Here is a 24,433-nt window from a genome sequence, read left to right as displayed (position 1 = left end):
GGGCTGGTGGGACATGTCTCGAAATATGATCGGTTTGCTAGACATTTATCGTCTGGGGTATGCCGACGCTCGATGAGATCCGCCTGGCCGCGCAGCAACTGCAGGGCCGCATCCACCGCACCCCGATGGTCACCTCGACCGCGCTCAACGAGCGCTTCGGCACGGACCTGGTGCTGAAGGCCGAACTGTTCCAGAAGACGGGCAGTTTCAAGGTCCGCGGACTGCTCACCAAGCTGCTGCGGCTGAGCCCCGAGGAGCGCGAGCGCGGCGTCATCACGGTCTCGGCCGGCAACGCGGCCGGCGCGCTCGCCTGGGCCGCCCGGGATGCCGGCGTACCGGCCACAGTGGTGATGGCGAAGACCGCTGTACAGGCCAAGATCGACGCGGCCCGCGGGTACGGCGCCACGGTCGAACTCGTCGAGGGAGACCTGATGGGTCAGTACGAGCGGATCCGGGACGAGCGGAAGCTCACCGGCGTACACCCGTTCGACGACGAGGACGTGATCACCGGCCACGGCAGCCTCGGCCTGGAGCTCCTCGAGGACCGCCCGGATCTCGACACCGTCCTGGTCCCGGTGGGCGGTGGCGGCCTGATCTCCGGCGTCGCGCTCGCGGTCAAGCTGGTCAAGCCGGAGATCCGCGTGATCGGCATCGAACCCGAGCAGGCGGACGTCGTGAGCCGCAGCCTCGCGGCCGGTGAACCGCAGAAGCTCCCGACCGCACGCTCGATCGCCGACGGACTTGCCGCGCCGGTGTGCGGCACGCGCAACTTCCCACTCATCCAGCAGTACGTCGACGAGGTCGTCCGCGTCAGCGAGGACGCGCTGCTCGAAGCGACCCGGCTCGTCATGTTGCGGACCAAGCTGGCGCTGGAGCCTGCGGCCGCAGCACCGTTCGCCGCAATGATCGAGGGCAGCATCCGGCCCGCCGGGGTCACCGCCAGCGTGGTCAGCGGCGGCAACCTCGACGTGTCGAAACTGATGCTCTAGGCCGTGGCCAACTGACGTGGTGCGGCGTCGGACTTGACGCCGTCGCTCGGATCGTCGAGCAGGTCACCTTGCCGGACCGGATCGTTCTCCGGCAGCAGGATGTCGCGCGCCACCACGAGCATCAGCCACAGCGTCCCCGCCATCCGCAGGATCACGGCGAACCAGTAGATCCGGTCCGGTACGTCGGGATTCCCCGGCGCCAGGAACTGGGCCAGATGCATCCACACCAGCATCCAGTAGAAGCACTCGCACGCCTGCCAGATCAGCCAGTCCCGCAACCGCGGCCGGGCCAGCGCCACCAACGGCAGCAACCAGAGCACGTACTGCGGTGAGTAGACCTTGTTGATCAGCAGGAACGCCGCCACGACCAGGAACGCGAGCTGTGCGAAGCGGGGCGGTCGTGGCGCCATCAGGCCGAGGATCGCGATCGACAGGCAGAGCCCGGCGAAGATCACGATGTTCAGCTGGTTGACGTCGGCGACCTCGTGCTTGGCCAGCTTCAGCACGTACCAGATCGATCCGTAGTCGCTCTCGCGCTGATCGTTGAACGTCCAGAACGACATCCACTCGTTCTTCGCGAGCAGGTAGATCGGCGCGTTCACCAGAGCCCACGAGACGCCCGTCGCGATCACCGCCTGGAACCACGGCCACAGCTTGCGGCCGCGAATGCACACGATCAGCAGCGGCCCGAGCAGCAGGAACGGGTAGAACTTCGCCGCCGTTCCCAGCCCGAGCAGGATGCCGAACCAGATCGGTTTGCCGCGCGACCAGGCGAACATCGCCCCGGCCGTGAGCACGACCGCGAACAGGTCCCAGTTGATCGTCGACGTCAGCGCCAGCACCGGCGCGGCGGCGACGTACAGGGCGTTCATCGGCTGGCCGCGGGCCGCGCCGGGGCGCGACTCGACGCCACGCGCGGTGGCGAGGGTCAGCCCGACCAGGATCAGGGCGCAGAGGAACAGCATCACGGTGTTCACGACGAAGAACACGCCCGCGGTGTCGCGCTTCTGCTCGACCGTGTGGTCGTTCTTCGGGTCACCGGTGATCACCCAGGTGATCCGCGCCGCGACCTCCATGAAGCCGCCGGTGAGCACCGGGTACTCGAGGACCGGGTAGTTGCCGGTGTCCAGGAACGGCCGGTTGCCCTCCGCGAAGCCGCGCTCCTGGTACAGGAAGCCGATGTCGGAGTAGCACAGCGCCTTGAACGGCCGCCAGCTCTGCCGGTCCCAGCCGGCCTCCATACAAGGAGCCTTCTGCAGTACGCCGAGCCCGAAGGTGATCGTGCACACCGCGAGCGCGATCCGCAGCGGCGTCCACCAGGACGAGCTGAGCCGGGCGAACCGCCCCAACGGCCCACCGAGCCCCACGGTCAGCCCAGCAACGGCAGGATCGACCTCCGACGGGGTCAGCCGGTCCTGCGGGTCCTGGCTACGTGGTCCGGTCACGGTGGGCATCATCTCCTATCGCTCACCCAAACGACCAGGGAAGGTTACCCACCCACGACCACCCGGGACCGCACCCGGTCCCCCGCGCGCCGTCAGGCCGTGGTGTGGGTCACCAGCAGCGTTGCGGTCCGGTCCGGATCCTCCCACCAGAACAGATGACCCACGTCGTCGAACAATTCAACCTCCACGGCGAGCGCTCGCCGGCGGTAGATCTCCCGCGCCCGCCCACCGACCCCAGTCAGAAAGTCCATCGACGTCAGTCGGCGATGAACTTCCGGAGGATCTCGGTCCCTTGCTCGCCTGCCGGCAGCCACTGGCTGTCGGCGACGGAGTCGAGCATTGACTCGTCGGTGGCGAACACCGTGCCGTTGTAGGCCTTCGCGCGCTCCCGCGTCGCCGGGCGGTCAGGCCGCCCGTAGACGACGACGCCGTGCTTGATCCGCGCCGCCGCCAGCAGCGGGAGATCCGTGGTGATGTCGGTGCTACCGAGTACGGACTTCCAGTCCTCCATCACGACGTGCGTGATGCCGTCGAGGTCAGCTGGAGTCAGCCGGCGCCCGACCACCTCGGCCTCGTCGATCTCCCGCACCCACGCGCTCGGCACTCCGTCGGAGTCCACCGGTCCGATGACCAGCCGCGGCTTGACGGTCTCGACGCCGTCCACCGGCCCGAGGAGTTCGTCGTACAGCGCGCGGAGGTTGTCGGCCTGCGCTTCCCACGACATCTCGTGCCGCAGCTCCGGGGAGGCGGCGCGCTCGCGGTACGGCTTGGGGTCGGCCAGGACCTTCAACACCTTGGCCGCGAGGTCGGTCGCGTTCTCCGCCTCGAACACCTCGCCGATCCCGGTCTTGCCGACGAACTCTTCCAGCGTCGGCATGTTGCTGGTGACGACCGGTAACCCGGCGAACGTGTACTCGAAGACCTTGTTCGGAAGGGCCATCTCGTGCGACGGGTAGCGCAGGATCGGGATCAGCCCGATGTCCGCGGTGCGCAGGAAGCTGGTCACGTCGTTCGGCGCGACCGGATTCAGATAGTGCACCCGGTCCACCACGCCGACCTTCGCGGCGAGCGCACGCAGTTCGTCGACCGGCTTCATCTCGGTCGTCGGCACGCAGACCACGGCAAGGTGAACGCCCGGCAGCTGCGGCAGCGACGAGATCGCGGTCTCGACGCCACGGGCACGGGTGATGCCACCGCTGTAGACGATCAGCGGTACGTCGGCGTCCAGCCCGATCGTGCTCCGGATGTCCGGCGCATCGTGATCCAACTCGACCAGCTGCGGGCTGTTGATCACCACGCTCGGCTCGCGGTCCAGCTTGTAGCGGGTGTGCAGCGTCCGCGCGATCGCGGGGCTCACGGTGACCACACGGTCGACGGTCCGGATGTAGTCGCGTTCGTGCTGCGCCCAGGCCGCCACCAACCGCGGCGTACGCGGCGGGTACGTCGACAGGCCGGGGACGTACTCGTGAGCGTCGTACACGACCTTCACGGTCCGGCCACGCAGTGCAGCCCGCCCGGCGGCACGGGAGGCCACGCCGATGACGTGCATGTCGTGGGCATGCAGTACGTCGGGCATCAGCCGGTCCAGCACGGTGGCGAAGATCGTCTCGTAGTCGTCGGCCTCCGGGATCACCTTGCGCCAGTTGATCGGCCGCTTCTGCTGGGTCATCCAGAGGTCCCACCGCTGCCAGAACCGGGTCGCCTTACGGGCCTCGAACTGGGCCGCGCGGTTCAGCAGCCCGGCGCCCTTCCCGGAGAACGACAACTGCCGGCGCTGGAGCGCCCGGCGGACCGTCCCGGCCTTGAACGCCAGCGGACCAACCGCCCCGGCCTTGCGCTGAGCGACCGCGCGCCCGGATTCGGCCTTCAGATCGGCCAGCCGGGCCGTGAGGAGAGCCTTCCGGACCGGTGCCGGCTTGCTGACCATCAGCATCCGGCGAGCCCGGCGGACCCGGCGGCGCCGGTTCCGGTCGTCGCGCAGCAGGAACTTCCCGGGCAGCCGGATCATCACCACGCCGGCGTCGATCGTGTCGATCTTCAGCTCGCCGGACGCCGAGACGCCCAGCAGCGTCACCCGCCGCCCGGCCTGCCCGAGAGCGACGGCTTCCTTCAGGACTCGGGTGTCGTTGGCGATGTCGTTCGCGACGATCATGACGACATGGGGGCCGGCCACGTACTCTCCTTCATGAGACTTCGGCACTGTGGAAACGTGCCGAACGCACAGAAGCGTTGCACGGTTTCACGGACAGCCTAGGGATCGTACCGGAGTCGTAGGGCCTTGCCGTCACTCGCTGACGGCTCGAGTATCCCCCGGCGGCTCGAGGTCGGCGAGCCACGTCGTGAGCAGTTCCTCCAGCTGATCCGCCTGCGCCGGACTGAGAGAGCCGAGCAGCCGCCGTTCGTTCGTCATGTGGGCGGCGAACGCCTTGTCGATCAGCCTCCGGCCGGCCGGAGTCAGCCGTACGACGCGACCGCGGCCATCCGCATCGCTGCGCCGACGATGGACCAGACCGGCCTCCTCCAGGCGATCGACCCGCTTCGTGACCGCGCCGGTCGTCACCATCGTGTGCAGCGCGATCTCGCCCGGCGCCCGCTCGTACGGCGCTCCCGCACGCCGCAGCGCCGCGAGGACGTCGAACTCCCCCTCGGTCAGGCCGTACTTCGCATAGAGCAGCGTCAGCTCGCCGGTCAGATGATTCGCGATCCGGTGCAGCCGGCCGATCACGCCCTGCGGCGCGACGTCGAGATCCGGCCGGACGGCCCGCCACTCCGCCTGGATCCTGGCCACGTGGTCTTCGGTCACACGGACGACTATATCTTCCCGGGAAGATATAGTGCCTTCCGTGGAAAATACTTTGCGGTGGGTGCTGATCACCGCGATCGCGCCGGTGGCGTGGGGCACGAACTACTTCGTCACCCACGAGTACCTGCCGGCCGGATCGCCCTTGTACGGCGCGGTGTTCCGGGCCCTGCCCGCTGGATTGCTGCTCCTTTGCCTGGCACGCCGCCTCCCCCGCGGCGTCTGGTGGTGGCGCTCGCTACTGCTCGGCGTCTGCAACATGGGCGCGTTCTTCGCCCTGATCTACCTCGCATCACAACTGCTGCCGGTCAGCCTCGCGTCGACGATCATGTCCGCGTCGCCGCTCGCGATGACGCTGTTCGCCTGGGGCCTGTTGTCCGAGCGGCCGACCATGCCGGTGCTGGTCGGCGCCGCGGCCGGCCTCACGGGCGTCTGTCTGATGCTCGGCGCGGGTACGACGGCAGTCGACGTACGGGGTGTGATCGCGTCGCTGGCGGCGATGACGATGTCGTCCTGCGGCTACGTACTAGCCAAGAAATGGGGCCGCGCCGACGGACCGCTCGCCACGACCTCATGGCAGTTGATCGCGGGCGGTCTCGTGCTGATTCCGTTCGCCGTCATCTTCGAGGGCGCGCCGCCGGCGCTGGATCTCGCGGCGGTCGGCGGGTTCGCGTACGTCGGTCTGATCGCGACCGCGGTTGCGTTCACGGCGTGGTTCACCGGCTTACGCCATCTGAGTGCCGCGACGGTCGGTCTGGTCGGGCTGCTCAATCCGGTGACCGGCGTACTGCTCGGGCTGACGTTGTCGGGTGAGGCGCTGACGCTCCGCCAGGTGGCCGGGCTGGCGCTGGTTCTCGCGGGGATCACGCTGAGTCGTCCACGACGCGGATCGAGGGTTGAAGTGCGGACGGAGGAACCTTCTAAGGTTTATCGATGAACCTCCTGCGCTGGAGCACGCCCGAGCTGACCCTGACCTTCACGCTCGACGACGGTCCGGTCCGGCTGATCGCCGTCCAGGCCATCGGGGCACCCGCCCCCGAGTCCCCGGTCCCCGGGCAGGCGTTGGTCGAGGTCTCGGCACTCGGGTACGGGCGCTCCCCGGGGACCAACCGGCACGTCGACACGATCCTCGGCCAGCGCCTGCGGTACGTCGATCATCACGACGACGGATCCACGGTGCGCATCGTCCAGGAAGACGCCGGGACCGGTCTGCGGATCACCAGTGTGTTCGAGGCGCGAGCCGGCGTGCGGGCGTGGTCCGAGGCGTCGCTGACCGGGCCGGGCGAACTCGTGCTGACCTTCCTGTCGTCGCTGGTCGTCGGTCTCGAGTCGGTCGAAGGGGAGCTGCATTCGGCCGCCAACGACTGGATGGCCGAGAACCGATGGTCGGTCCAATCACTGCGGTCGGGCGGGGTCCCGAAGATCGTCCGCGATCCGCACTACCCGGTAGCGAAGGGTCGGCACGCGGTGACGAGTACGGGCTCGTGGTCGAGTGGCGAGTCGTTGCCGGTCGGCGTTCTGGTTGAGCGCGAGTACGCGCTGGGATGGCAGATCGAGCACAACGGACCGTGGCACTACGAACTAGGTGAGAACCGGCAGGGCGGTTACCTGCTGCTCAGCGGCCCGACCGATCAGGAACACCAGTGGACCGCGCGGCTGACCGCGGACGCGCCCTTCACCACCGTGCCTGTCTCGCTGGTAATCGGTGCCGACTCGGACGGCGCTTTCGGCGCCCTCACGCGGCAGCGGCGCGCGCTGCGGATGCGGCGGCCGGCCGACGACCGGATGCCGGTGATCTTCAACGACTACATGAACACGTTGATGGGCGACCCGACGACGGAGAAGCTGCTGCCGCTCATCGACGCCGCGGCCGAGGCCGGCGCGGACTACTTCTGCATCGACGCCGGCTGGTACGCCGAAGGCGACTGGTGGAGCACCGTCGGTGCGTGGCAGCCGTCGATCACCCGCTTCCCGAAGGGACTCGGCGAGGTGATCGATCGGATCCACGAGCGCGGCATGGTGCCCGGTCTGTGGCTGGAGCCAGAGGTGATCGGTATCGACTCCCCGATCGCCGGCAGCCTGCCCGACGACGCGTTCCTCACCCGCCAGGGCGTCCGGGTCGCCGAACACGGCCGCTACCTCCTGGATCTGCGCAGCCCGCTCGCCCGCCAGCACCTCGACGACACCGTCGACCGGTTGGTCGGTGACTTCGGCATCGGTTTCTTCAAGTTCGACAACAACACCATGACCGGCCCCGGCACCGACAAGGGTGGTACGTCGCTGGGCCACGGACTGCTCGAACACAACCGCGCACTGCTGAGCTGGCTCGACGGCGTCCAGGCACGGCACCCAGACCTACTGATCGAGAACTGCGCGTCCGGCGCGATGCGGATGGACTACGCGATGTTGTCGCGGCTCCACCTGCAGTCGACGTCCGACCAGCAACACCCCTTGCTCTACATACCGATCGCGGCTGCCGCGCCGGCCGCCGTACTCCCCGAGCAGGCCGGTCACTGGGCGTATCCGATCACCGGGACGACGCGCGAAGAGTTCACTCTCGCCTTGGTCAACGGCATCCTCGGGCGGCTGTATCTGTCCGGTCACCTCAACCAGATGAGCGAGTCCGAGCGGGAGCTGGTCCGATCCGCGGTCAGCGCGCACCGCGGCGTACTCGAGGATCTGCCGAACCTGCTCCCCCGCTGGCCTCTGGGCCTCCCGGATTGGGATGACGAGTGGATCGCCCTCGGCCTGAGCGACTCCTCGACCACCTATCTGAGTCTGTGGCACCGGAGCCCTGGCCCGTCCGAGATCACGTTCTCTCTCCCACACGGCGACATCACGCCTGTCTTCCCCACAGACCTCGACGGCTGGACCTACACCTGGTCAGGCGATTCCCTCACCGTCACGACCACCGTTCCCGAGCCCTCCGCCCGCGTCATCCGGGTGAGCGCTCTCTGACGGTTTCACGACGTGGAAATTCGCGTGAGGGTTGGGCGAGGCCGGGTCAGGATGGGGCGATGGAGACTTCGGTAGTCGTGGGGTTCGTGGTGGCAGTGTTCCTGGTGAGCGTGGTACCGGGCCCGGACATGCTGTTCGTGGTGGCGAATGCGGCGGTCGGGGGCCGACGAGCCGGGGTGGTCGCCGCGGCGGGGATGTCGTCCGGACTGGTGGGGCACACCGTGGCAGCGGCACTGGGGCTCGGCGCGTTGATCCAGGCGGCACCCCAGGTGCTGAACGGCGTACGGATCGCGGGAGCGGCGTTCTTGCTGTACCTGGCCTACCTGACCTGGCGGGCCAGCCGACAGCACGTCGGTGAGCTCGAGGACGGGCCCGAGGTACCCCAGCGGACGCTGCGCAAGACGTATGTGATGGCGACGCTGACCAACCTCGCCAACCCGAAGGTCATCCTGTTCTACCTGGCGTTCGTCCCGCAGTTCATCAGCACCGGCGCGGGCGCCTGGCCGGCCACCGTCCAGTTCCTGATCCTCGGCGCGATCTTCATCCTGGTCGGCTTCCCGGTCGACGTCTCGGTCGCGCTGCTCGCGGGCGGCCTGACCAGCAAGTTCCTCAGCGCGGGCAGCACCGTCCGTCGCCGCCTGGAACGCGTCTGTGCTGGCATCTTCGCCGCCCTGGCCGCCCGCCTCGCCACCGACATCCACTGACATTGCCTGACACCTGCCGGAGAAGCCGTGGAACTGATCAACCCCGAAGGCCTCCTGGAACCGGAGACCTACAGTCACGTCGCGATCGCCAGTGGGACGAAGCTGGTGTTCGTCGCCGGCCAGGAACCGGAGGACGCCGCCGGGAACCTGGTCGGAGCGGGCGACCTGGAAGCACAGTCCCGGCAGGCGTTCGCCAACCTCGGTCGCGCCCTGGCCGCAGCGGGAGCGCGCCCCGATCAGGTCACCAAGATCACCATCTACCTCGTCGGGTACCGCCGCGAGCACCAGGCGGCGGTCGAGGTCGGTCGCTACTCGCTGTTCGGGGAGCACAAACCCACCGACGTACTCGTCGGCATCCAGTCGCTCGCCCACCCCGAGCAGCTCATCGAGGTGGATGCGATCGCGGTGATCTGACCGGCCGCAAGGGGTGGTGCCGGGCCGGGGTTCGGGGCCAAGCTGGGGGTGAATCGGGGCGGCAACGGGGATCGCCGTCCGACCAGCGGCGACGGAGGTTGTGATGGGAGCGAAGGAGATGTTCGACGCGAGCAGGTGGGCTCGGTGAAGGCGGCGGCCGGCGACCAGGTAGTTGTCGAGAGCACCCACCTGAGCGCGCACCGGCGGGAGGGCCAGATCGTCGAGGTCCACGACCCCGGCGGCGCACCGCCGTACCTGGTGCACTGGTCCGACACCGACACCGAGTCCCTGTTCTTCCCGGGCCCGGACGCACACATCATCCCGGCCGGGTGAACAGCCGTACGGTCCGGTGCCACGGATTGGACCGCAGATCGGGATTGAGCAGCGCGGCGGCGACGCAGTACTTGCTGACCGAGATCGGCCGGACCTGAAGCTCGCGCAGCACCCGGTCGGCCAGTCCCGCACGCCCGGCCGTCTTGCTCTCCACCAGCACGGTGTCCGGCAGTACCTCGATGGACTTCCCCGCGTCGAGGAACCGGAGCCCGACGTCACAGGTCATCCGCGCGTGCTCCACCGGATCGACCAATGTGCTCCGACGGTACGTCGTGATGAGCGACGGCCGCAGTCCTTCGTCAGCAGTCGTGCCGTACGCCGACCGCAACTGCTCGCCGAGGAACTCACGGGCCGGCCCGGTCAGCCGAGCGCGGTCGGCCGGCGAGTACGGCATCCGCGACTTGACCGTCTCCGACCGGTTGCTCTTCAACTTCACCTCGAAACTGCACTCCCCGCTGTCGAGGTACGACCGCGTGCGCACCTTGTACCGGTGCCGCCGCCGCTGCACGTGCTGCCGATACAACTGATGCGACGGCGTGTCGAAGTACACCGACTCGTACCGGAAACTTCGCCGGCCGTCGATCTCGAGTACGGCGAACCGGTCGCGCAGTCTGGCCACCAGCTCCACGAACGTCCCGATCGGCACCAGGTACTTACGATCCACGCGGACCTGCAGAGCGGCCTCGGCCAGCACTTCGTCGAGCGAGACGGACGGCAAGCCGGAGAGTGCTCCCGCCATCGCTGCCTGCAAGCGCGGGCTCACGACGCGTACCGCTCGAACCGGCGGACGGTGTTCGCGGGTACGGCGTTGTGCCGGACCCGGAATCGGACATCGACGACCGTGGTGTCGGTGACCAGATCCAGATCGAGGACCACGAAGTACCGGACGTCGGCCTGCAGCAACCGCTCGAGCGCGGGACCGATATCGCGGGTATCGGGGTAGGCCTGGTCGAGTACGACGCGCTGCCGCCGCGAACGCAGGGTGAGGCGCGGATGGTCGACGACGTACATGAGTCCTACCAGCAGGAAGCTCAACGCCGGCGCGAGCCAGAACGGACCGGGATGCAGCCCGTTCACCAGCCCCATCGCGAGCGCGATGAAGTAGTAGGCGACCTCTTCCTGGGTGATCGAGTCCGAGCGGAGCCGGATGATCGACAGGATGCCGAACAGCCCCAGTCCCAGGCCCATGCCGGCACCACTGCCGGCCAGCATCGCGGTGACCGCGAGCACCCCGACGTTGAGCGCGACGTACGCGAGCAGCAGGTCCCGGCGGTGGTACCGGCGGAAGTAGGTGCCATAGGCAAGCAGAGCGATGGCGAGCAGATCGGCGGGGATGGCGATTCCCAGACCGGACATGGATTCCTCCTCGGGAGACACGCCCTAGCTGGACGATGGTGGTTCTACCGTCTCGTCCGGCGGTGAGGATGGTCTGAGGTTCACGTGAGAGTGCTCTCACGGAAGCAGGCGGTAGCCCATCCCACGGACCGTCTGGATCCGGTCGGGGCCGAGTTTGCGGCGCAGATACCGGATGTAGACGTCCACCACGTTCGAGCCCGGGTCGAAGTCGAAGCCCCAGACCTGGGACAGCAGCTGCTCCCGGGACAGCACCTGATCGGGATGCCGGCAGAACACCTCGGCCAGCACGAACTCCCGCGCGGTGAGCTCGACCGACTGTCCGTCCACGAGGGCACGCCGGGTCCGCAGATCCAGGCTCAACTCCCCCACCCGCAGGATGGTGGCGTCCGGCGTACCGTCGCCACCACGCAGCCGCAACCGCACCCGGGCCAGCAGTTCCTCGAAGGCGAAGGGTTTGGCGATGTAGTCGTCCGCGCCGCCTTCGAGCCCGGCGACCGTGTCACGCACGCTGTCGCGCGCGGTCAGGATCACCACCGGCATCGTCACCCTTGCCTCGCGCAACCGTCGCAGCACGGTGAACCCGTCCACTCGCGGCAGGCCGATGTCCAGGACCAGCAGGTCGTAGGAGCCGCTGACCCCTTCCTGGTACGCCGTTTCGCCGTCGCCGACCACCGTCGTGATGAAGCCGTTGCTGCGCAGTCCGCGCTCGACGAACGAGGCGATCCGCTCCTCGTCCTCCGCGATCAGGATCCGGTTCACGGCGCGACCACCGCTCGGTCGGCCGGCACGGTGAGTGGCAAGGTGAGCTCGAAGCGGGCGCCGCCCGGGCCGTCGGCCAGCCGGACGTCGCCACCGTGGGCCTGCGCGATCGAGCGTACGATCGCCAGTCCGAGTCCGGCACCGCCCGTCCGCCGCTGATCGTTGCCGCGGGCAAATCTTTCGAAGATGCGCTCGCGGTCCGACGCGCGGACACCGGGACCCGAGTCGGCCACCCACAGCAGGACGTGGTCGCCGTTCAGGCGGGATCCCAGCGTGATCCGGTCACCGGTCGTGGTGTGCCGGACAGCGTTGGACACCAACTGCATCAATGCCTGGGTGAGCCGCTGGCCGTCGGCAACGATCGTCGCGTCGGCCGACTCGTCCACCCGCCAGACCCGGTCGGCCAGCGGCCGGGCCTTGGCGATCACCTCGACGACCAGTTCGGTCAGGTTGATCTCGCCGGTCTCGAGGAAGTCCGGGCGCTCGGTCGTCGCCAGCACCAGCAGGTCGTCGACCATCCGGTTCATCCGGGACAGCTCGTCCAGCACCAGCGCCTTGGTCTCGGCCCGGTCGCGCGGGTCGTCGCCCATCAACTCCAGGTGCCCGCGGATCACCGTGATCGGCGTCCGCAGCTCGTGCCCGGCGTTGTCGACGAACTCCCGCTGGGCCACGAACGCGTCCTCCAACCGGTCCAGCATGGTGTTGAACGTGCGCGCCAGTTGCGCCACGTCGTCGTTCCCGACGACCTCGATCCGGCGCCGCAGATCGCTCTCCCCGATCTGCTCGGCGGTGGCCCGCACCTGCCGGATCGGTGCGAGGATCCGGCCGGTGACGAGCCAGCACGCACCCGCGGCCAGCACCAGGGTGAGCGCACCGATGATGACCAGCGCGCGGGCCGCGTCGATCGACGGCTTCGCGATGATGTCCCGGAACTCGAGCATCACGAGCTGAGCCCGGACCGGCTGACTCCCGATCTGCACCGGCATCACGGCGTACCGGACGCGTCCGGCCGTGCTCTCGATCCAGCCGTACGTCGGCTCCTTCGCACCGGCGATGCCTTGCACGAAGGCCGAGTCGGTGTCGAGCCGGGCCGGTGGACTGCCCTGGCTGCGGTGGTACGCGCGGCCGTCGACGATGGTGAACAGTGCCTCCGAGTCGTCCGGGAGATTGCTCTGCAGCCAGCGGTCCAGCAGCTCCTCGGGCCGGTCGAAGGCGGCCGCCTCGCCGGAGCCCGCGAAGGCACGGAACTTGTTCGCCTCGTGGGTCAGCTCGTCGTCGGCCGCGTCATCCGCGCGGGCCGCGAGCACCTGCCAGGTGAGGAAGACCAGCGCGGACAGGGCGAGCGTCAGTACGCCGAACATCCAGCCGATGATCCGCACCCGGGCGCTGACCACGGGCCACGGCCGGAGATCATCCATCGTCGTCGTCCGGGTCGTCCCACAGATCGTCATCGTCGTCTCCCGCGGTGCGGGCCGGGGCCGGCGACACCTGCTCGGCGCCCTGGCCAGGGGTCACGCTGGGTGGCGGCGTCGACGGCCGCGGGTTCGCGGTCGGTGGCGGCGTCGACGGGCTCGTGGCGGCGGGGACGACGACCGTGTCGCCGAGCTCAGGCTGGGACCGCTCGGCCAGGTACCGCGGCAGCACGAAACCGGCCACCACCAGCACACCGGCGACAAGCCCGTAGATCAGACGTGGAGACCGCATGCTCACAGCCTGCGATCCCTCCCGGTGAACCGCATGAGCCGAACATTACAGATTTCTCATCCAGAAGCCCGGACCGGCAGAATCACGGCATGACTCAACCCACCTCGGACCGTCCTGTCGCGCTCGTCACCGGCGTCGGCCGCACCGTCGGCATCGGCGCGGGCATCGCCCGCCAACTCGCCGCGTCCGGATGGGACATCGCCTTCACCTACTGGACGGCGTACGACGAGCGGATGACGTGGGGCGTGCAGTCGGGCGCGACCGACGAGATCACCAAGGAACTCACCGGCCTCGGGGCGACCGCGGTCCCGATCGAGGCGGACCTGGTCGACCCAGCGGCTCCCGAGCGGATCTTCACCGCGGCCGAGGAGCGGCTGGGCGGCGTGACCGCGCTGGTGATGTGCCACACCGAATCGGTCAACTCCGGCATCCTCGACACCACCCTCGAGAGCTTCGACCGGCACTTCGCCGTGAATGCGCGGGCGACGTGGCTGCTGATCCGCGAGTACGGCTTACGGTTCAAGGCCACGCCGGGCACCGGCCGGATCATCGCGCTGACCAGCGATCACACCGTCGGCAATCTCCCGTACGGCGCGAGCAAGGGCGCGCTGGACCGGATCACCCTGGCCGCGGCCGAGGAACTGGCCCACCTCGGTGTCAGCTCGAACGTCGTCAACCCCGGCCCGATCGACACCGGCTGGATGACCGACGACATCCGCGCGAGCGGCATCCGCCAGACCCCGCTCGGCCGCCTCGGTACGCCGCAGGACACGGCCAACCTGGTCGACTTCCTCTGCTCACCACGGGGCCAGTGGATCAACGGCCAGCTCCTGCTGAGCAACGGCGGCTTCGCCTAAGCTCCGGTCGCACCGTCGATCTGTTCGCGGAGGATGTCCGCGTGGCCGCCGTGGCGGGCGTGCTCGCGGATCATGTGGACATAGACCCAGCGCAGCGAAACCTCCCCGAGCCGCTCATGCGGTACGACGTGGTCCAGCGGCAGATCGGCTGCGATCCGGCGGGACTCTGCGCACGCCTCCTCGAACGCGGCGATGACCTCGTCGATGGTCACGTCGTCGGGAACCGTCCAGCTCGCCTCGCCGCCACGTGCGTCACCCGCGATCTCCTCGCGGGGCCGCCGGGCGATGCTGTGCTGGAACCAGTTGCGCTCGACGCCGGCGAGATGGTTGACCAGCCCGATCGGCGTGGTCAGCGACGGCACCAGCCGCCGGCGGGCGTCCGCCTCGGACAGGCCGCGGAGCTTCTCGACCGCGACCCGCCGGTGCGCGTCGAGGAACGCCTCGAGCACCTCGCGCTCACCCGCGGTCCGGGCGAGGTCTTCATCAAACAGATCCACTCGCTGGACTGTAGTCAGGAGCGAGTCCATTTCTGATTGTCCGCGCCGTTGCAGAGCCACAGGTCGACCGCCGTACCGTTGCCCGTCCCGGCGCCGGCGGCGTCCAGGCACAGAGTGGGATCGGCGACGCTGGTGACGGTTTGGTCGGCGTTTAGCTCCCACGCCTGGTTGGCGGCTCCGGTGCAGTTCTCGATCGTGACCGCGCTCCCAGCGGCTGCCCCGGCAGTCATGCACTTGTCGGTGTAGACCGTGAGTTGCTTGTCGGCGGTGTAGTTCCACGACTGGTTGCCGCCGTTGTTGCAGTCCCACAGGTCCAGCGCCGTACCAGGGCTGGTCGAGAAGCCAGGTACGTCGACGCACCGGCCGCTGGCGACTCCGCGCAGCGGCTCACCCGGAGGCGCGGGCGGCAGGTCGTTCGTCGGCTCCGTCTTGAGCAGACCCCAGCCCCACCACAGCTGCGCGCGACCACTCTGGCTGTTCACCTCCAGGTCCGCCGGACCGACCTGCGTGGTCATCGAGTACGAGTCGCCGGTCCGCAGCCCGGGCCAGTAGACGATGCCCATCTTGTTCTCGCGCGCGACCTGCGTGAGTGCACCGAGGTACGCCGTATAGACGTTGCCCTCGTGGTTGCCGTAGTTCAGGCCGATCGTCATCGGTGAGCCGGCCTCGTCGATCACCGTGCGCCAGCCGTACGAACCGATCCGCGGCCGCAGGTTCGCCAGCCACGCGGCCTCGGTCGTGTCGGAGGCCCAGAAGCCGTAGAAATGCAGGGACAACAGCGTGCCCGTGAGCTCAGGAGCCGCGCCGACACCGGTGACGTTGTCGTTGTAGCCGGTGCCCGAGATGACGAACCGGCCGCGCGGAACGCTGTTGTGCCGCTGGATCCAGGACGAGGTGAGCGACACCCACTCGGGCAGCGAGTAGCCGAACGGCTCGTTCATCGGCTCGAAGTACACCCGCGGGTTCTTGCCGTAGGCGTTGAACACGGTGTCCCACATCGTGTCGAACTTCGCGGGGTCGTCGACCCGGCCGTCCTTGGCGTTGTCGGCCTCCCAGTAGCTCAGGATCACCTTGAAGCCGCTCGCGACGGACGCGTCGATCGCGGCGCGGTACGAGTTCCACCAGGCCGTGCCGACGCTCGACGGGTTGATCGGCAGCCGGATCGTGTTGGCCTTCAGTTCGTGCCGGAACTCGCCGACGATGCCGGTCGCCTTCCGGTACGTCGTCTGGTAGTCGTCGGCCGTGCTCAGTCCGGACGGGACCACTTCGTCGTCGGCGTAGTTGTCCCTCGGATCGGCCCAGTTGACCCCGCGGAAGTCGTTCGTCGTCGGCGGCGGTGGTGCCGCGACGGCGGGAACGGTCAGCGCGGTGCTGAGCGTGGCGACGGAGAACAGGGCGGCTGCGATACGGCGGGCGGTTGATCTCACGCTGCGATGTTCACGTAAACATGCCGCCTCGTCAAGACTTCACGACGAGGTGCAGCCGGAGCCAGTTGGCCAGATCCTGCAGCTCGCGATGCACCGCCGCACTCAGTGTCTTGGAGAACGGCGCGTCCTCGTGGATGGCGTCGACCCGGAAGACACCGGCCTTCCGGTCCGAGGTGGCGTCGACCTTCCCGACCAGCCGGTCGCCGTGCAGGATCGGCAGCGCGAAGTACCCCCAGCGGCGTTTGGCGACCGGTTTGTACATCTCCAACTGGTAGTCGAACTCGAACAGCTCCAGGATCCGCTTCCGGTCGTAGACCAACCGGTCCAGCGGCGACAGCAATGCCGTCCGTCCGGCGAAGGGCTGATCCAGCAGCTCCGGGTCGACGCGCCACTCGCCCCGGACGCCGTCGACGACGGCCCGCTCCCCCGCGACGCCGGCATCGAGCGGCTCGCCCGGGCACGATTCACCTCTGACCCGCAGGATCCCGTGCGATCGCAGCCGCTGTCCGTCCCGGATCCGCCGCGCCTCCTCGATCGGGATCACCGGCTCGTCCGGATAGACCCGGGTGGCCAGGTCCCACAGCTTGTCGCGCCCGTCCCGGCCAGCGATCGCGACGTCGCCGCGCTGGATCATGAACTCCAGCATCTGCGAGACGTTGCGATTGTTGGTCCATCCGCTCGACTTCCAGGGCACCACGCAGGTGTCCGGCAGCTCGCGCATGATCAGCGGACCGTCCTGCCGCAGCCGCTCCAAGATGTCCAGCCGGCAACCCTCGTTGGCCTTCACCCAGTCGCGCCGGTACTCCTGCCAGTCGAGCAGTGGACCCGTGCCCGGCCACGCCTCCATCTCGGCGCGGAACAGCACGAGACTCTCACTCGGCCGGGCGAATCCCCGCAACTCCAGCAGCTCCAGCGTCGCCAGCGAGTCGGCCAGTTCGGACGGCGAGTACGACCATCCGAGCCGGCTCCACGCCACGAGGTCGGCGTTGGGTGCGACGGCAGCCGTCTGATCCAGCTGCACTGCGGTCAGGCCACGAACCATCTCCATCAGACCGGCCGGCCGCTCGCGCCCGAGCAGTTGCGCACGCACGGCAAGGCGCCGCGCATCCCGCCGGGACAGCTGATGAACAGTCACGTCCCGAGGCTAATCCACCCCGCGGACAAGTTCCGGCCGAGCGGATTTCGACACTGCCGGGTTCATCGACAACCCGCCGCGCAGGACGTTGGCGATGAACCCCGGGCGATGCAAACTGGTCTTGTACACGCCCGAGCAGGTGGGGACCTGGTGAGCTCGGAGGCGTGGTCGCAGGGGGCATCGTGATGGTTCGCGCATGGACGTTGGCATGTGTCGCGGTACTCGGTCTGGTCGCGGGATGTTCGAGTGCCGCGGGGGCCGACCAATCGAGTGGGGACACGGTCACTCCGTTGGTTCCACCGCCGAGCAAGGCAGCTCCACTGAGGCCGGCGGCCGACTGCTTCAAGTCCGACGTACCGGTGGAGCCGGCGTCGGCGATGGACGGCGTACGGCTGGATGCCAGCACCGACGCGACCCAGACGTCGCTGCTGCTCAAGAACACCGGGCTCCTGTCGGTCGTCGTCATCCCGGACGAGCGCTGGACCACGCGCCTGACGGCCGCGCGGCACGCCAACCCGACCGATCCGGCCTCGGTGGCGGCGCTGGCAGCCGTGATCGGTAGCGGCGGTCTCAGCGCGGTGACCGAGTTGCCGACGGGGTTCCCGTCCAGCCAGGCGGTCATCGTGCCACCGGGCTGGGCGGTGTGTGCCCTGTCCGACGACGTCCGTGAGCCGGCGAGCGTGCGCTACCTGAGGGACAAGGCGTCCAGTGCGGAGTACTTCGTCGTCAAGGGACTGGCGGACCAGTTGGTCTCGAAGACGAAGAAGCCTGGAACCACGCTGCTGGAGTGCGCGAAGAGCACGTTGCAACTGCTCAAGGAGCGACCGGATCTAGGAGACATCCAGCTCTACGCGGAGGTGCTCGGCGCCGAGTCCACCTGCCGCGCGAGCTACAAGGCGCTGCTCTCCAACGACGAGCGAGCCGCCCAGCGGACCAGCACCTCGGTGCTGAACCTGCTGGAACGGACTCCGCAACTGCTGGAGACGACCAGGCTGTTCGCGGCTCTGGCGCGCGGCTGACCCAGGGTCGGCTCCGGGTGCGATCAGGGTCAACTCCAACTGTGCGGTGAGCCGATCTGCCGGACACTGGAGACAGAATCGTTCGCACCCGGAGGAATCAGACCATGATCGGCTTCATCGTTGCCGGACTCATCATCGGCGCGCTCGCCCGACTCTTCACGCCCGGCAAGCAGAAGCTCGGCCTGCTCGCCACCCTGCTACTCGGCCTGGCCGGATCCGTCATCGGCGGCACGATCGCCGGCATTCTCGGCACCGGCGGCATCTTCGAACTGAACGTCCTCGGCTTCATCGTCGCGGTCATCTCCTCGGTCCTGCTGGTCGGCACCGCGGAGTCCCTCTCCGCCCGCCGCAAGCGCTCGATCAGCCAGCACTGACCCGACCAGGCATCAGTCCGAAGCTCAGTGGTCGTTGTGCGCAATGGCCGACCGCGGCTCCCGGCCCACCGGCTGGGTCGGCCGCGGTAGCAACGGCTGGCGTTTCTCCAGGGAGCGGGTCACCGGCGAATCCGTCGTCACGGTGATCCGCTCTCCTGCATGTCGCAACGTCATGCTGGCGCCCGGACCGTCATGGACGCTGTAGGTCACGTCGACCGAGTTGATGTCCACCTTCAGCCGGACGCCGCGCCAGCGGATCGTGAACACCAGCCGGGGCAGGCCTTCGGGCAGGGCCGGATCGAAGCACAGACCGCCCTGCACCTGGCGCAGTCCGCCGAAGCCGGAGACCAGAGCGGTCCACGCGCCGGCGAGTGAGGCCATGTGCAGGCCGTCGCCGGTGTTGTGGTGCAGGTTCCGCATGTCGATCAGCGCGGCCTCGTACGCGTAGTCATAGGCCAGGTCCAGATGACCCACCTCGGCCGCCATCACGGCCTGGACGCAGGCCGACAGCGACGAGTCCCGCACTGTCAGCCGCTCGTAGTAGTCGAAGTTCCGGGCCTTCTCCTCCGGCGTGAACGCGTCGCCGCACCAGAACGTCGCGAGCATCAGGTCGGCCTGCTTGATCACCTGTTTGCGGTACAGCTCGAAGTACGCCGCGTGCAGCAGCAGCGGGTACTTGTCCTTGTACGCCTCGAAGTCCCACTCGGCGTACCCGGTGAAGCCCGCGGACTGCGGGTGTACGCCGAGGTCCTCGTCGTACGGAATATGGACAGCGGCCGCCGCGTCGCGCCAGCACGCCTCCTCCTCGCTGTCGACGCCGAGCTCCCGGGCCTTGGCCGGGTGCTTGACCGCCACCTCGGCGGCCGACCGCAGGTTCCGCGCGGCCATCAGGTTGGTGAAAACGTTGTCGTCGGCAACGGCGCTGTACTCGTCCGGTCCGGTCACGCCGGGCAGATGCCACCGGCCGTGCCGGTCGTGGTGGCCGAGCGACATCCACAGCCGGGCCGTCTCCACCAGCAGTTCCAGCCCGACCTCCTCGAGGAACTGGTCGTCGCCGGTGACGGTGTAGTGCCGCATCACGGCGTCGGCGATGTCGGCGTTGATGTGGAACGCTGCCGTCCCCGCGGGCCAGTAGCCGGAGCATTCCTGACCACGGATCGTCCGCCACGGGAACGACGCACCGCGCAACCCCAGCACCGCTGCCCGCTCCTTGGCCATGCCAAGGGTGGAGTGGCGCCAGCGGAGTGCGTCGGCTGCCGCATCGGGCATTGTGTAGTTCAGCACCGGAAGCACGAAGCCCTCGGTGTCCCAGAACGTGTGGCCGTCGTACCCCGCCCCGGTCAGGCCCTTCGACGGGATCGCTCGTCGCTCCGCGCGTGCACCCGCCTGCAGGACATGGAAGAGCGCGAACCGGACGGCCTGCTGCAGCTCGGAGTGACCGTGCACCTCGACGTCTGCGCCGTCCCAGAAGTCGTCCAGGAAGTCGGCCTGCTGCTTGACCAGACCGTCCCAGCCCGAGAAGCGCGCACTGGACAGGGCGGCGGCGACCTGGTCCCGGATCGCCGTCTCCGAGCGGAGACTCGACCAGCCGTACGCGAGGTACTTCACCACCCGCAGGCTCTCCCCCGGCTGCAGCTGGCAGATGACCGTCGACCGGGCCCAGTTCTCCCGCACGTCCAGGTCCATCGCGTATCGCGCGGGTGCCTCGACCTCATGCGTCATCGCGGCCGCCATCAGTTGCCGGCTTCGCGTGGTCCGGTGGATCAGCACGACGCCGTTGTCACCACCGTCGTGGCTGACCGGCTTCAACGGGTTGTCCAGTACGGCGGCCACCCGCGGATCGTCGGACAGCTTCGGCTGGCTCTCGTTCGCAACCAGCTCGGACTGGACCACGAAGCGGGCCGGCTGGTCCACCGGCTCCACGACGTACTCGATCGCGGCGATCGCACGCTGCGTCAGCGACACCAGTCGGCGGCTGCGGACCCGGATCCGCTTGCCACCTGGTGACGTCCAGTCCACGTCGCGCTGCAGGATGCCGGTGCGGAAGTCGAGTGAGCGCTCGTGCTGGGTCAGGTAGCCGTAGCGGATGTCGAACGGCGAGTCGTCCACCAGCAGCCGGATCAGCTTGCCGTTCGTCACGTCCACCAGCGTCTGGCCCGACTCGGGGTAGCCGTACCCGGCTTCGGCGTACGGCAGCGGGCGCTGCTCGTAGAACGAGTTCAGATAGGTGCCCGGGATCGCGTACGGCTCGCCCTCGTCCAGATTGCCGCGCAGTCCGATGTGCCCGTTGGACAGTGCGAACAGCGACTCGGACTGGGCCAGCCGGTCCATCTGCAGCCGCGTCTCCCGCAGCCGCCACGGCTCGATCGGATGGTGCCCGCGATCGATCATCGACCCTCCAGAAGCTCGGCCAGGTCGCGGACCACGACGTCGGCACCGTGGACCTTGAGCTGATCGGCCTGTCCGACCCGGTCAACACCAATCACATGCCCGAAATGCCCGGATCGGCCGGCGGACACGCCGGCCAATGCGTCCTCGAACACCGCGGCCTCGGACGGATCCACGCCGAACTTCTTCGCCGCGGCCAAGAACGTGTCCGGCGCCGGCTTCCCGCGCAGTCCCTCGGTCCGGATCGTGATGCCGTCGACAACCTCTTCGACGTACTGCGCCAGCTCGGTGACGGCGAGGACCTCGCGGGTGTTGGCGCTCGACGACACCACCGCCCGCCGGAGTCCGACCGCCTCGACAGCCTGCAGGTACTGCCGGGAGCCCTCGAACACGTGCACGCCCTCGGTCCGGATCCGCCGCTGGACCGCCTCGTTCTTCCGGTTGCCGAGACCGTTGACGGTCATCGCGTCCGGCGGGTCGTCCGGTGTCCCCTCGGGCAGACTGATCCCGCGCGACGTGAGGAAGTCCCGGACTCCGTCGACGCGGGGCTTGCCGTCGACGTACGCGTCGTAGTCCTCGCGGGCGTCGAAGGGCTTGAACGGCCGGCCGTGCTCGTCGGCGTACGCCTGGAGGAACTTGTCGAACATCTCTTTCCAGGCGGCGGCATGGACGGCCGCGGTGTCGGTGAGCACACCGTCGAGGTCGAACAGACAAGCCCGGATCCCCGTGGGCAGTCCCAGCATCTTCCACCTTCTCGTGTCCGGTGAGCGTGCCTCCAGATTAGACAGACAACAGGGGCGGCAGCCCGAAAGCGGGGAAACGGGAGTAGCCGAACGTGGTGATCTCACAGATCAGCCCGTCGGGGGTGACGCGGAGCACGTCGAGTTTGAACGCACGGAACTCCGTGTCCCCCGGCCGGCGCAGGTACGTCGCCGCGGCCGGCTGCCGGTTCGCCGAGGTGGGCACCAGCCGCCAGTCGCCGTCGCGGTCCGGGCCGAACGCCCGCTCGAACAACGGCAGGCACGCGTCCAGACCCTCGAACGACAGCAAGTCCGGCGGCATCGACACGCGCAGATCCTCGGCTGCGATGGCGACCGCGGCCGCCGTGTCGCACCGTTCGTGCGCGTCGATGAAGCGATCGAGGAGCTCCCGCTCGGCGGCCGTTGGTCGCGGTGCCGTCCAGTCGGTACGGCGAGCAGGCAACTGCTGCTGCATCGTCGCCCGAGCCCGCTGCAAAGCACTGTTCGCCGCCGCCACACTGGTCTCGAGCAGTGTGGCGGTGTCGGTGGCCGGCCAGCCCAGCACGTCCCGGGCGATCAGTGCGGCCCGCTGCCGCGGCGGCAACGCCTGCAGTGCGACCAGGAAGGCCAGTTCGATCGTCTCCCGGTCCACTGCGACCGAGTCCGGCTGGTCGGCGGACGGAGCGATCTCGTCCAGCAACCGGTCCGGGTACGGCTGGAGCCACACCATCTCGCCCGGCGACGCGTTCTGCCTGCGTGCGTGCCGCCGGGTCTCGTCCAGGCACACGTTGGTCGCGATCCGGTACAACCACGCCCGGAAGTACGTGCGGCCGTCGTAGGAGTCCCGGCCGCGCCAGGCCCGCAGCAGCGTCTCCTGTACGGCGTCCTCCGCATCGTCGAAGGACGCCAGCATCCGATAACAGTGCACATGCAGCTCGCGCCGGTACCGGCCGGCGAGGTCGGCGAACGCGGTCTCGTCACCCGCGAACGCCGCCTCTTCCAGCGTGCTCATGAGGCCTTGCCCACCTCCTGGACCGTCCAGCCGTTGCCGTCCGGGTCCTGGAAGCTGAGGAAGGTGCCGTAGTCGCTGCGGTCCGGGTGTACGCCGTCCTGCTTGCCCGCCGCGGTGAAGTGGAAGGGCTCGCTGACCTCGACACCGCGCTCCACCAGCTCGGCCCGGGCCGCCTCGACGTCGTTCACCACCAGGTGCGTGCCCTCGTACGTGCCCGGCGTGGCCTTGGTCAGTCCGGTGCCGATCGTGATCGAGCACGCGGATCCGGGCGGCGTGAGCTGCACGACCCGGAAGTCGTCACCGGCCCGGTGGTCGACGTCCTCGGTGAAACCGAGCTGCTCGGTGTAGAACTTCTTGGCCCGGTCGACGTCCGACACCGGCACGATCACGAGTTCGAGCTTCCAGTCCATCTGCTGCCTCCTGCGGTCGGGTCGGTCACAGTCTGACCGACGCTGTTGACCGTGTAACGACAGCCGCGGCGGAAACTCATCGGTCCGCCGATGACTCCGTTCCGGCGAAGATCTCCGCGAACCAGTTCAGCTGCGCGAGCTGCTGGTACGCCTGCCCGCCCTCGTGCTCGTTGTACTGGTAGACCTCGATCTCCTTCTGCGCGCTGCCGTAGTGGTTGTACGCCGCGAACACGGTCGACGGCGGGCAGGTCGCGTCCATCAGCGCGACCGAGAACAGCGCCGGTGCGGTGGCCAGGCGGCCGAGGTTGACGCCGTCGAAGTAACCCAGCGTCCGGAGCGCCGGCTCGACGTGCTCGCGGAACCCCTTCAGGAACCGGGTGATCTCGCCGTACGGGTCCTTGTCGGTGATCTGCAGCGCACGCTGGAAGTGACACAGGAACGGTACGTCGGGAGCGCAGCCGAGCAACTCGATCCCGGCCAGGCCTGCGAGCCCGGCGGCCGCGATCGCGATCCCGCCGCCCTGGCTGCTGCCGGTGACGATGATCCGGTCCGGGTCCACGAAGGGTGACGTCCGGGCCGCCTCCAGCGCCCGGATCGCGTCGATGAACACCCGGCGGTAGTAGTAGGTCTCCGGGTCGGTGATGCCCGCGGTCATGAAGCCGGGAGTGTGGTTGAGACCGGCGTACGGGCTGTCGTCCGCCGTACCGCTGCCGCCGCCGGCGCTGTAGCCCTGACCGCGGGTGTCCATCACGAAATGGGCGTAGCCGGCCTGCGCCCACAGGTTGGTGGCGTGCGGGAACCCGCGGCCGCCGGAGTATCCGAAGTACTGGACCACCGTCGGCAGTGGTCCGGTCGCCCCGGCCGGCACGTGCAGCCAGCCCTTGATCGGCGCGCCGCCGAAGCCGGCGTACGTCACGTCGTAGGTGTCGATCACCGCGAGCTTGTTGTCCACCTGGGTGAACGTCGCGTTGAGGTCGTCGGTCCGCGCCTTCTCCAAGGAGCGGCGCCAGAAATCGACCAGGTCGGCGGGCGCGGCCACCTCGGGCCGATACGCGCGGAGCTTGTCGAGGGAAAAGTCGAACATGGCCATGGGCAACAAACCTAAGGTGGAA

26 protein-coding genes are annotated in these 24,433 nt (G+C 68.6%); 9 read left to right on the top strand and 17 right to left on the bottom strand.

Annotated elements, in window-relative coordinates:
* Positions 1-59 precede the first annotated feature (59 nt).
* Positions 60-989 carry a threonine ammonia-lyase gene (locus E0H73_RS10610; RefSeq protein ID WP_131353460.1) on the top strand — a complete coding sequence of 310 codons (930 nt, stop codon included), beginning with the start codon at positions 60-62 and terminating at the stop codon, positions 987-989.
* Here E0H73_RS10610 and E0H73_RS10605 read toward each other — a convergent pair.
* The 4 genes from E0H73_RS10605 to E0H73_RS10595 form a co-directional block, all read right to left on the bottom strand.
* A complete protein-coding gene (locus tag E0H73_RS10605) occupies positions 986-2,443 on the bottom strand; it encodes a glycosyltransferase family 87 protein (RefSeq protein ID WP_131354618.1) in 1,458 nt (485 codons plus the stop codon). The two genes, E0H73_RS10610 and E0H73_RS10605, sit on opposite strands and share 4 nt — an antisense overlap.
* Positions 2,444-2,526: 83 nt before the next feature.
* Positions 2,527-2,685, bottom strand: coding sequence for a hypothetical protein (locus tag E0H73_RS45800; RefSeq protein ID WP_165555590.1), 159 nt, complete (start codon positions 2,683-2,685; stop codon positions 2,527-2,529).
* A gap of 5 nt (positions 2,686-2,690) precedes the next feature.
* Entirely contained in the window at positions 2,691-4,607 is a 1,917-nt protein-coding gene (locus tag E0H73_RS10600) for a glycosyltransferase family 4 protein (RefSeq protein ID WP_131353458.1), read from the bottom strand.
* 111 nt (positions 4,608-4,718) lie between these two features.
* Entirely contained in the window at positions 4,719-5,237 is a 519-nt protein-coding gene (locus tag E0H73_RS10595) for a MarR family winged helix-turn-helix transcriptional regulator (protein ID WP_131353456.1), read from the bottom strand.
* A gap of 40 nt (positions 5,238-5,277) precedes the next feature.
* On the opposite strand from E0H73_RS10595, the gene E0H73_RS10590 reads away from it, so the two are divergent.
* From E0H73_RS10590 to E0H73_RS10570, 5 genes are all read left to right on the top strand, one after another.
* Entirely contained in the window at positions 5,278-6,171 is an 894-nt protein-coding gene (locus E0H73_RS10590) for a DMT family transporter (protein ID WP_202867315.1), read from the top strand.
* Positions 6,168-8,192: a glycoside hydrolase family 36 protein gene (locus E0H73_RS10585; RefSeq protein WP_131353454.1), complete on the top strand. Its 2,025-nt coding sequence runs from the start codon at positions 6,168-6,170 to the stop codon at positions 8,190-8,192. Before E0H73_RS10590 ends, E0H73_RS10585 begins: the two co-directional genes overlap by 4 nt.
* A gap of 59 nt (positions 8,193-8,251) precedes the next feature.
* The gene (locus E0H73_RS10580; RefSeq protein ID WP_131353452.1) at positions 8,252-8,896 is read left to right on the top strand and encodes a LysE family translocator; all 645 of its coding nucleotides are present in this window, start codon (positions 8,252-8,254) and stop codon (positions 8,894-8,896) included.
* A 27-nt stretch (positions 8,897-8,923) separates the two neighbouring features.
* Entirely contained in the window at positions 8,924-9,310 is a 387-nt protein-coding gene (locus tag E0H73_RS10575) for a RidA family protein (RefSeq protein WP_131353450.1), read from the top strand.
* Positions 9,311-9,454: 144 nt separating this feature from the next.
* Entirely contained in the window at positions 9,455-9,643 is a 189-nt protein-coding gene (locus E0H73_RS10570) for a DUF1918 domain-containing protein (RefSeq protein WP_131353448.1), read from the top strand.
* Here the strand turns inward: E0H73_RS10570 and E0H73_RS10565 are convergent.
* The 5 genes from E0H73_RS10565 to E0H73_RS10545 form a co-directional block, all read right to left on the bottom strand.
* Positions 9,627-10,382: a polyphosphate polymerase domain-containing protein gene (locus tag E0H73_RS10565; protein ID WP_131353446.1), complete on the bottom strand. Its 756-nt coding sequence runs from the start codon at positions 10,380-10,382 to the stop codon at positions 9,627-9,629. The two genes, E0H73_RS10570 and E0H73_RS10565, sit on opposite strands and share 17 nt — an antisense overlap.
* A gap of 20 nt (positions 10,383-10,402) precedes the next feature.
* Positions 10,403-10,999, bottom strand: a complete 597-nt coding sequence (locus E0H73_RS10560) for a DUF4956 domain-containing protein (protein WP_131353444.1) — start codon at positions 10,997-10,999, stop codon at positions 10,403-10,405.
* 96 nt (positions 11,000-11,095) lie between these two features.
* Positions 11,096-11,758, bottom strand: a complete 663-nt coding sequence (locus E0H73_RS10555; RefSeq protein ID WP_131353442.1) for a response regulator transcription factor — start codon at positions 11,756-11,758, stop codon at positions 11,096-11,098.
* Positions 11,755-13,209, bottom strand: a complete 1,455-nt coding sequence (locus E0H73_RS10550; protein WP_238163930.1) for a sensor histidine kinase — start codon at positions 13,207-13,209, stop codon at positions 11,755-11,757. The genes E0H73_RS10555 and E0H73_RS10550 overlap by 4 nt, the downstream gene beginning before the upstream one ends.
* Positions 13,169-13,462 carry a hypothetical protein gene (locus E0H73_RS10545; protein ID WP_165555589.1) on the bottom strand — a complete coding sequence of 98 codons (294 nt, stop codon included), beginning with the start codon at positions 13,460-13,462 and terminating at the stop codon, positions 13,169-13,171. The genes E0H73_RS10550 and E0H73_RS10545 overlap by 41 nt, the downstream gene beginning before the upstream one ends.
* 89 nt (positions 13,463-13,551) lie before the next feature.
* Between E0H73_RS10545 and E0H73_RS10540 the strand changes: the two genes are divergently transcribed.
* Positions 13,552-14,319: an SDR family oxidoreductase gene (locus E0H73_RS10540; RefSeq protein WP_131353440.1), complete on the top strand. Its 768-nt coding sequence runs from the start codon at positions 13,552-13,554 to the stop codon at positions 14,317-14,319.
* On the opposite strand, the gene E0H73_RS10535 is transcribed toward E0H73_RS10540, so the two are convergent.
* Genes E0H73_RS10535 through E0H73_RS10525 form a run of 3 tightly spaced genes read right to left on the bottom strand, consistent with a single transcriptional unit; the run spans position 14,316 to position 17,378 of the window.
* Positions 14,316-14,816 (bottom strand): DinB family protein, encoded by a 501-nt coding sequence (locus E0H73_RS10535; RefSeq protein WP_202867314.1) that lies wholly within the window; start codon positions 14,814-14,816, stop codon positions 14,316-14,318. The two genes, E0H73_RS10540 and E0H73_RS10535, sit on opposite strands and share 4 nt — an antisense overlap.
* Positions 14,817-14,830: 14 nt before the next feature.
* Positions 14,831-16,243 carry a ricin-type beta-trefoil lectin domain protein gene (locus E0H73_RS10530; RefSeq protein WP_131353438.1) on the bottom strand — a complete coding sequence of 471 codons (1,413 nt, stop codon included), beginning with the start codon at positions 16,241-16,243 and terminating at the stop codon, positions 14,831-14,833.
* Between the two features lie 31 nt (positions 16,244-16,274).
* Complete coding sequence (locus E0H73_RS10525) at positions 16,275-17,378, bottom strand: DNA glycosylase AlkZ-like family protein (protein WP_238163929.1); 1,104 nt, start codon at positions 17,376-17,378, stop codon at positions 16,275-16,277.
* Between the two features lie 290 nt (positions 17,379-17,668).
* On the opposite strand from E0H73_RS10525, the gene E0H73_RS10520 reads away from it, so the two are divergent.
* The gene (locus E0H73_RS10520; protein ID WP_131353434.1) at positions 17,669-18,397 is read left to right on the top strand and encodes a hypothetical protein; all 729 of its coding nucleotides are present in this window, start codon (positions 17,669-17,671) and stop codon (positions 18,395-18,397) included.
* Between the two features lie 104 nt (positions 18,398-18,501).
* Complete coding sequence (locus tag E0H73_RS10515) at positions 18,502-18,771, top strand: GlsB/YeaQ/YmgE family stress response membrane protein (protein WP_131353432.1); 270 nt, start codon at positions 18,502-18,504, stop codon at positions 18,769-18,771.
* A 24-nt stretch (positions 18,772-18,795) separates the two neighbouring features.
* Here the strand turns inward: E0H73_RS10515 and E0H73_RS10510 are convergent, their stop codons facing one another.
* The 5 genes from E0H73_RS10510 to E0H73_RS10490 form a co-directional block, all read right to left on the bottom strand.
* Complete coding sequence (locus E0H73_RS10510; protein ID WP_131353430.1) at positions 18,796-21,162, bottom strand: glycoside hydrolase family 65 protein; 2,367 nt, start codon at positions 21,160-21,162, stop codon at positions 18,796-18,798.
* Positions 21,159-21,902: a beta-phosphoglucomutase family hydrolase gene (locus E0H73_RS10505; RefSeq protein WP_131353428.1), complete on the bottom strand. Its 744-nt coding sequence runs from the start codon at positions 21,900-21,902 to the stop codon at positions 21,159-21,161. Before E0H73_RS10505 ends, E0H73_RS10510 begins: the two co-directional genes overlap by 4 nt.
* 37 nt (positions 21,903-21,939) lie before the next feature.
* Positions 21,940-22,911 carry an RNA polymerase subunit sigma-70 gene (locus E0H73_RS10500; protein WP_131353426.1) on the bottom strand — a complete coding sequence of 324 codons (972 nt, stop codon included), beginning with the start codon at positions 22,909-22,911 and terminating at the stop codon, positions 21,940-21,942.
* Positions 22,908-23,321, bottom strand: a complete 414-nt coding sequence (locus E0H73_RS10495; RefSeq protein WP_131353424.1) for a VOC family protein — start codon at positions 23,319-23,321, stop codon at positions 22,908-22,910. The genes E0H73_RS10500 and E0H73_RS10495 overlap by 4 nt, the downstream gene beginning before the upstream one ends.
* 76 nt (positions 23,322-23,397) lie before the next feature.
* Positions 23,398-24,411, bottom strand: a complete 1,014-nt coding sequence (locus tag E0H73_RS10490; protein ID WP_131353422.1) for an acetylxylan esterase — start codon at positions 24,409-24,411, stop codon at positions 23,398-23,400.
* Between the last annotated feature and the right edge of the window lie 22 nt (positions 24,412-24,433).

Origin of the sequence: Kribbella pittospori (assembly GCF_004331465.1) — a bacterium.
Classification (GTDB): domain Bacteria; phylum Actinomycetota; class Actinomycetes; order Propionibacteriales; family Kribbellaceae; genus Kribbella; species Kribbella pittospori.
This window is presented reverse-complemented; position numbering and strand designations above follow the sequence as displayed.

Coding starts and splice junctions, on each gene's coding strand:
- E0H73_RS10610 (WP_131353460.1), top strand. CDS start 60: ATGCCGACGCTCGATGAGATCCGCCTGGCCGCGCAGCAACTGCAGGGC.
- E0H73_RS10605 (WP_131354618.1), bottom strand. CDS start 2,443: ATGCCCACCGTGACCGGACCACGTAGCCAGGACCCGCAGGACCGGCTG.
- E0H73_RS45800 (WP_165555590.1), bottom strand. CDS start 2,685: ATGGACTTTCTGACTGGGGTCGGTGGGCGGGCGCGGGAGATCTACCGC.
- E0H73_RS10585 (WP_131353454.1), top strand. CDS start 6,168: ATGAACCTCCTGCGCTGGAGCACGCCCGAGCTGACCCTGACCTTCACG.
- E0H73_RS10580 (WP_131353452.1), top strand. CDS start 8,252: ATGGAGACTTCGGTAGTCGTGGGGTTCGTGGTGGCAGTGTTCCTGGTG.
- E0H73_RS10565 (WP_131353446.1), bottom strand. CDS start 10,382: ATGGCGGGAGCACTCTCCGGCTTGCCGTCCGTCTCGCTCGACGAAGTG.
- E0H73_RS10560 (WP_131353444.1), bottom strand. CDS start 10,999: ATGTCCGGTCTGGGAATCGCCATCCCCGCCGATCTGCTCGCCATCGCT.
- E0H73_RS10550 (WP_238163930.1), bottom strand. CDS start 13,209: ATGACGATCTGTGGGACGACCCGGACGACGACGATGGATGATCTCCGG.
- E0H73_RS10545 (WP_165555589.1), bottom strand. CDS start 13,462: ATGCGGTCTCCACGTCTGATCTACGGGCTTGTCGCCGGTGTGCTGGTG.
- E0H73_RS10540 (WP_131353440.1), top strand. CDS start 13,552: ATGACTCAACCCACCTCGGACCGTCCTGTCGCGCTCGTCACCGGCGTC.
- E0H73_RS10515 (WP_131353432.1), top strand. CDS start 18,502: ATGATCGGCTTCATCGTTGCCGGACTCATCATCGGCGCGCTCGCCCGA.
- E0H73_RS10510 (WP_131353430.1), bottom strand. CDS start 21,162: ATGATCGATCGCGGGCACCATCCGATCGAGCCGTGGCGGCTGCGGGAG.
- E0H73_RS10505 (WP_131353428.1), bottom strand. CDS start 21,902: ATGCTGGGACTGCCCACGGGGATCCGGGCTTGTCTGTTCGACCTCGAC.
- E0H73_RS10500 (WP_131353426.1), bottom strand. CDS start 22,911: ATGAGCACGCTGGAAGAGGCGGCGTTCGCGGGTGACGAGACCGCGTTC.
- E0H73_RS10495 (WP_131353424.1), bottom strand. CDS start 23,321: ATGGACTGGAAGCTCGAACTCGTGATCGTGCCGGTGTCGGACGTCGAC.
- E0H73_RS10490 (WP_131353422.1), bottom strand. CDS start 24,411: ATGGCCATGTTCGACTTTTCCCTCGACAAGCTCCGCGCGTATCGGCCC.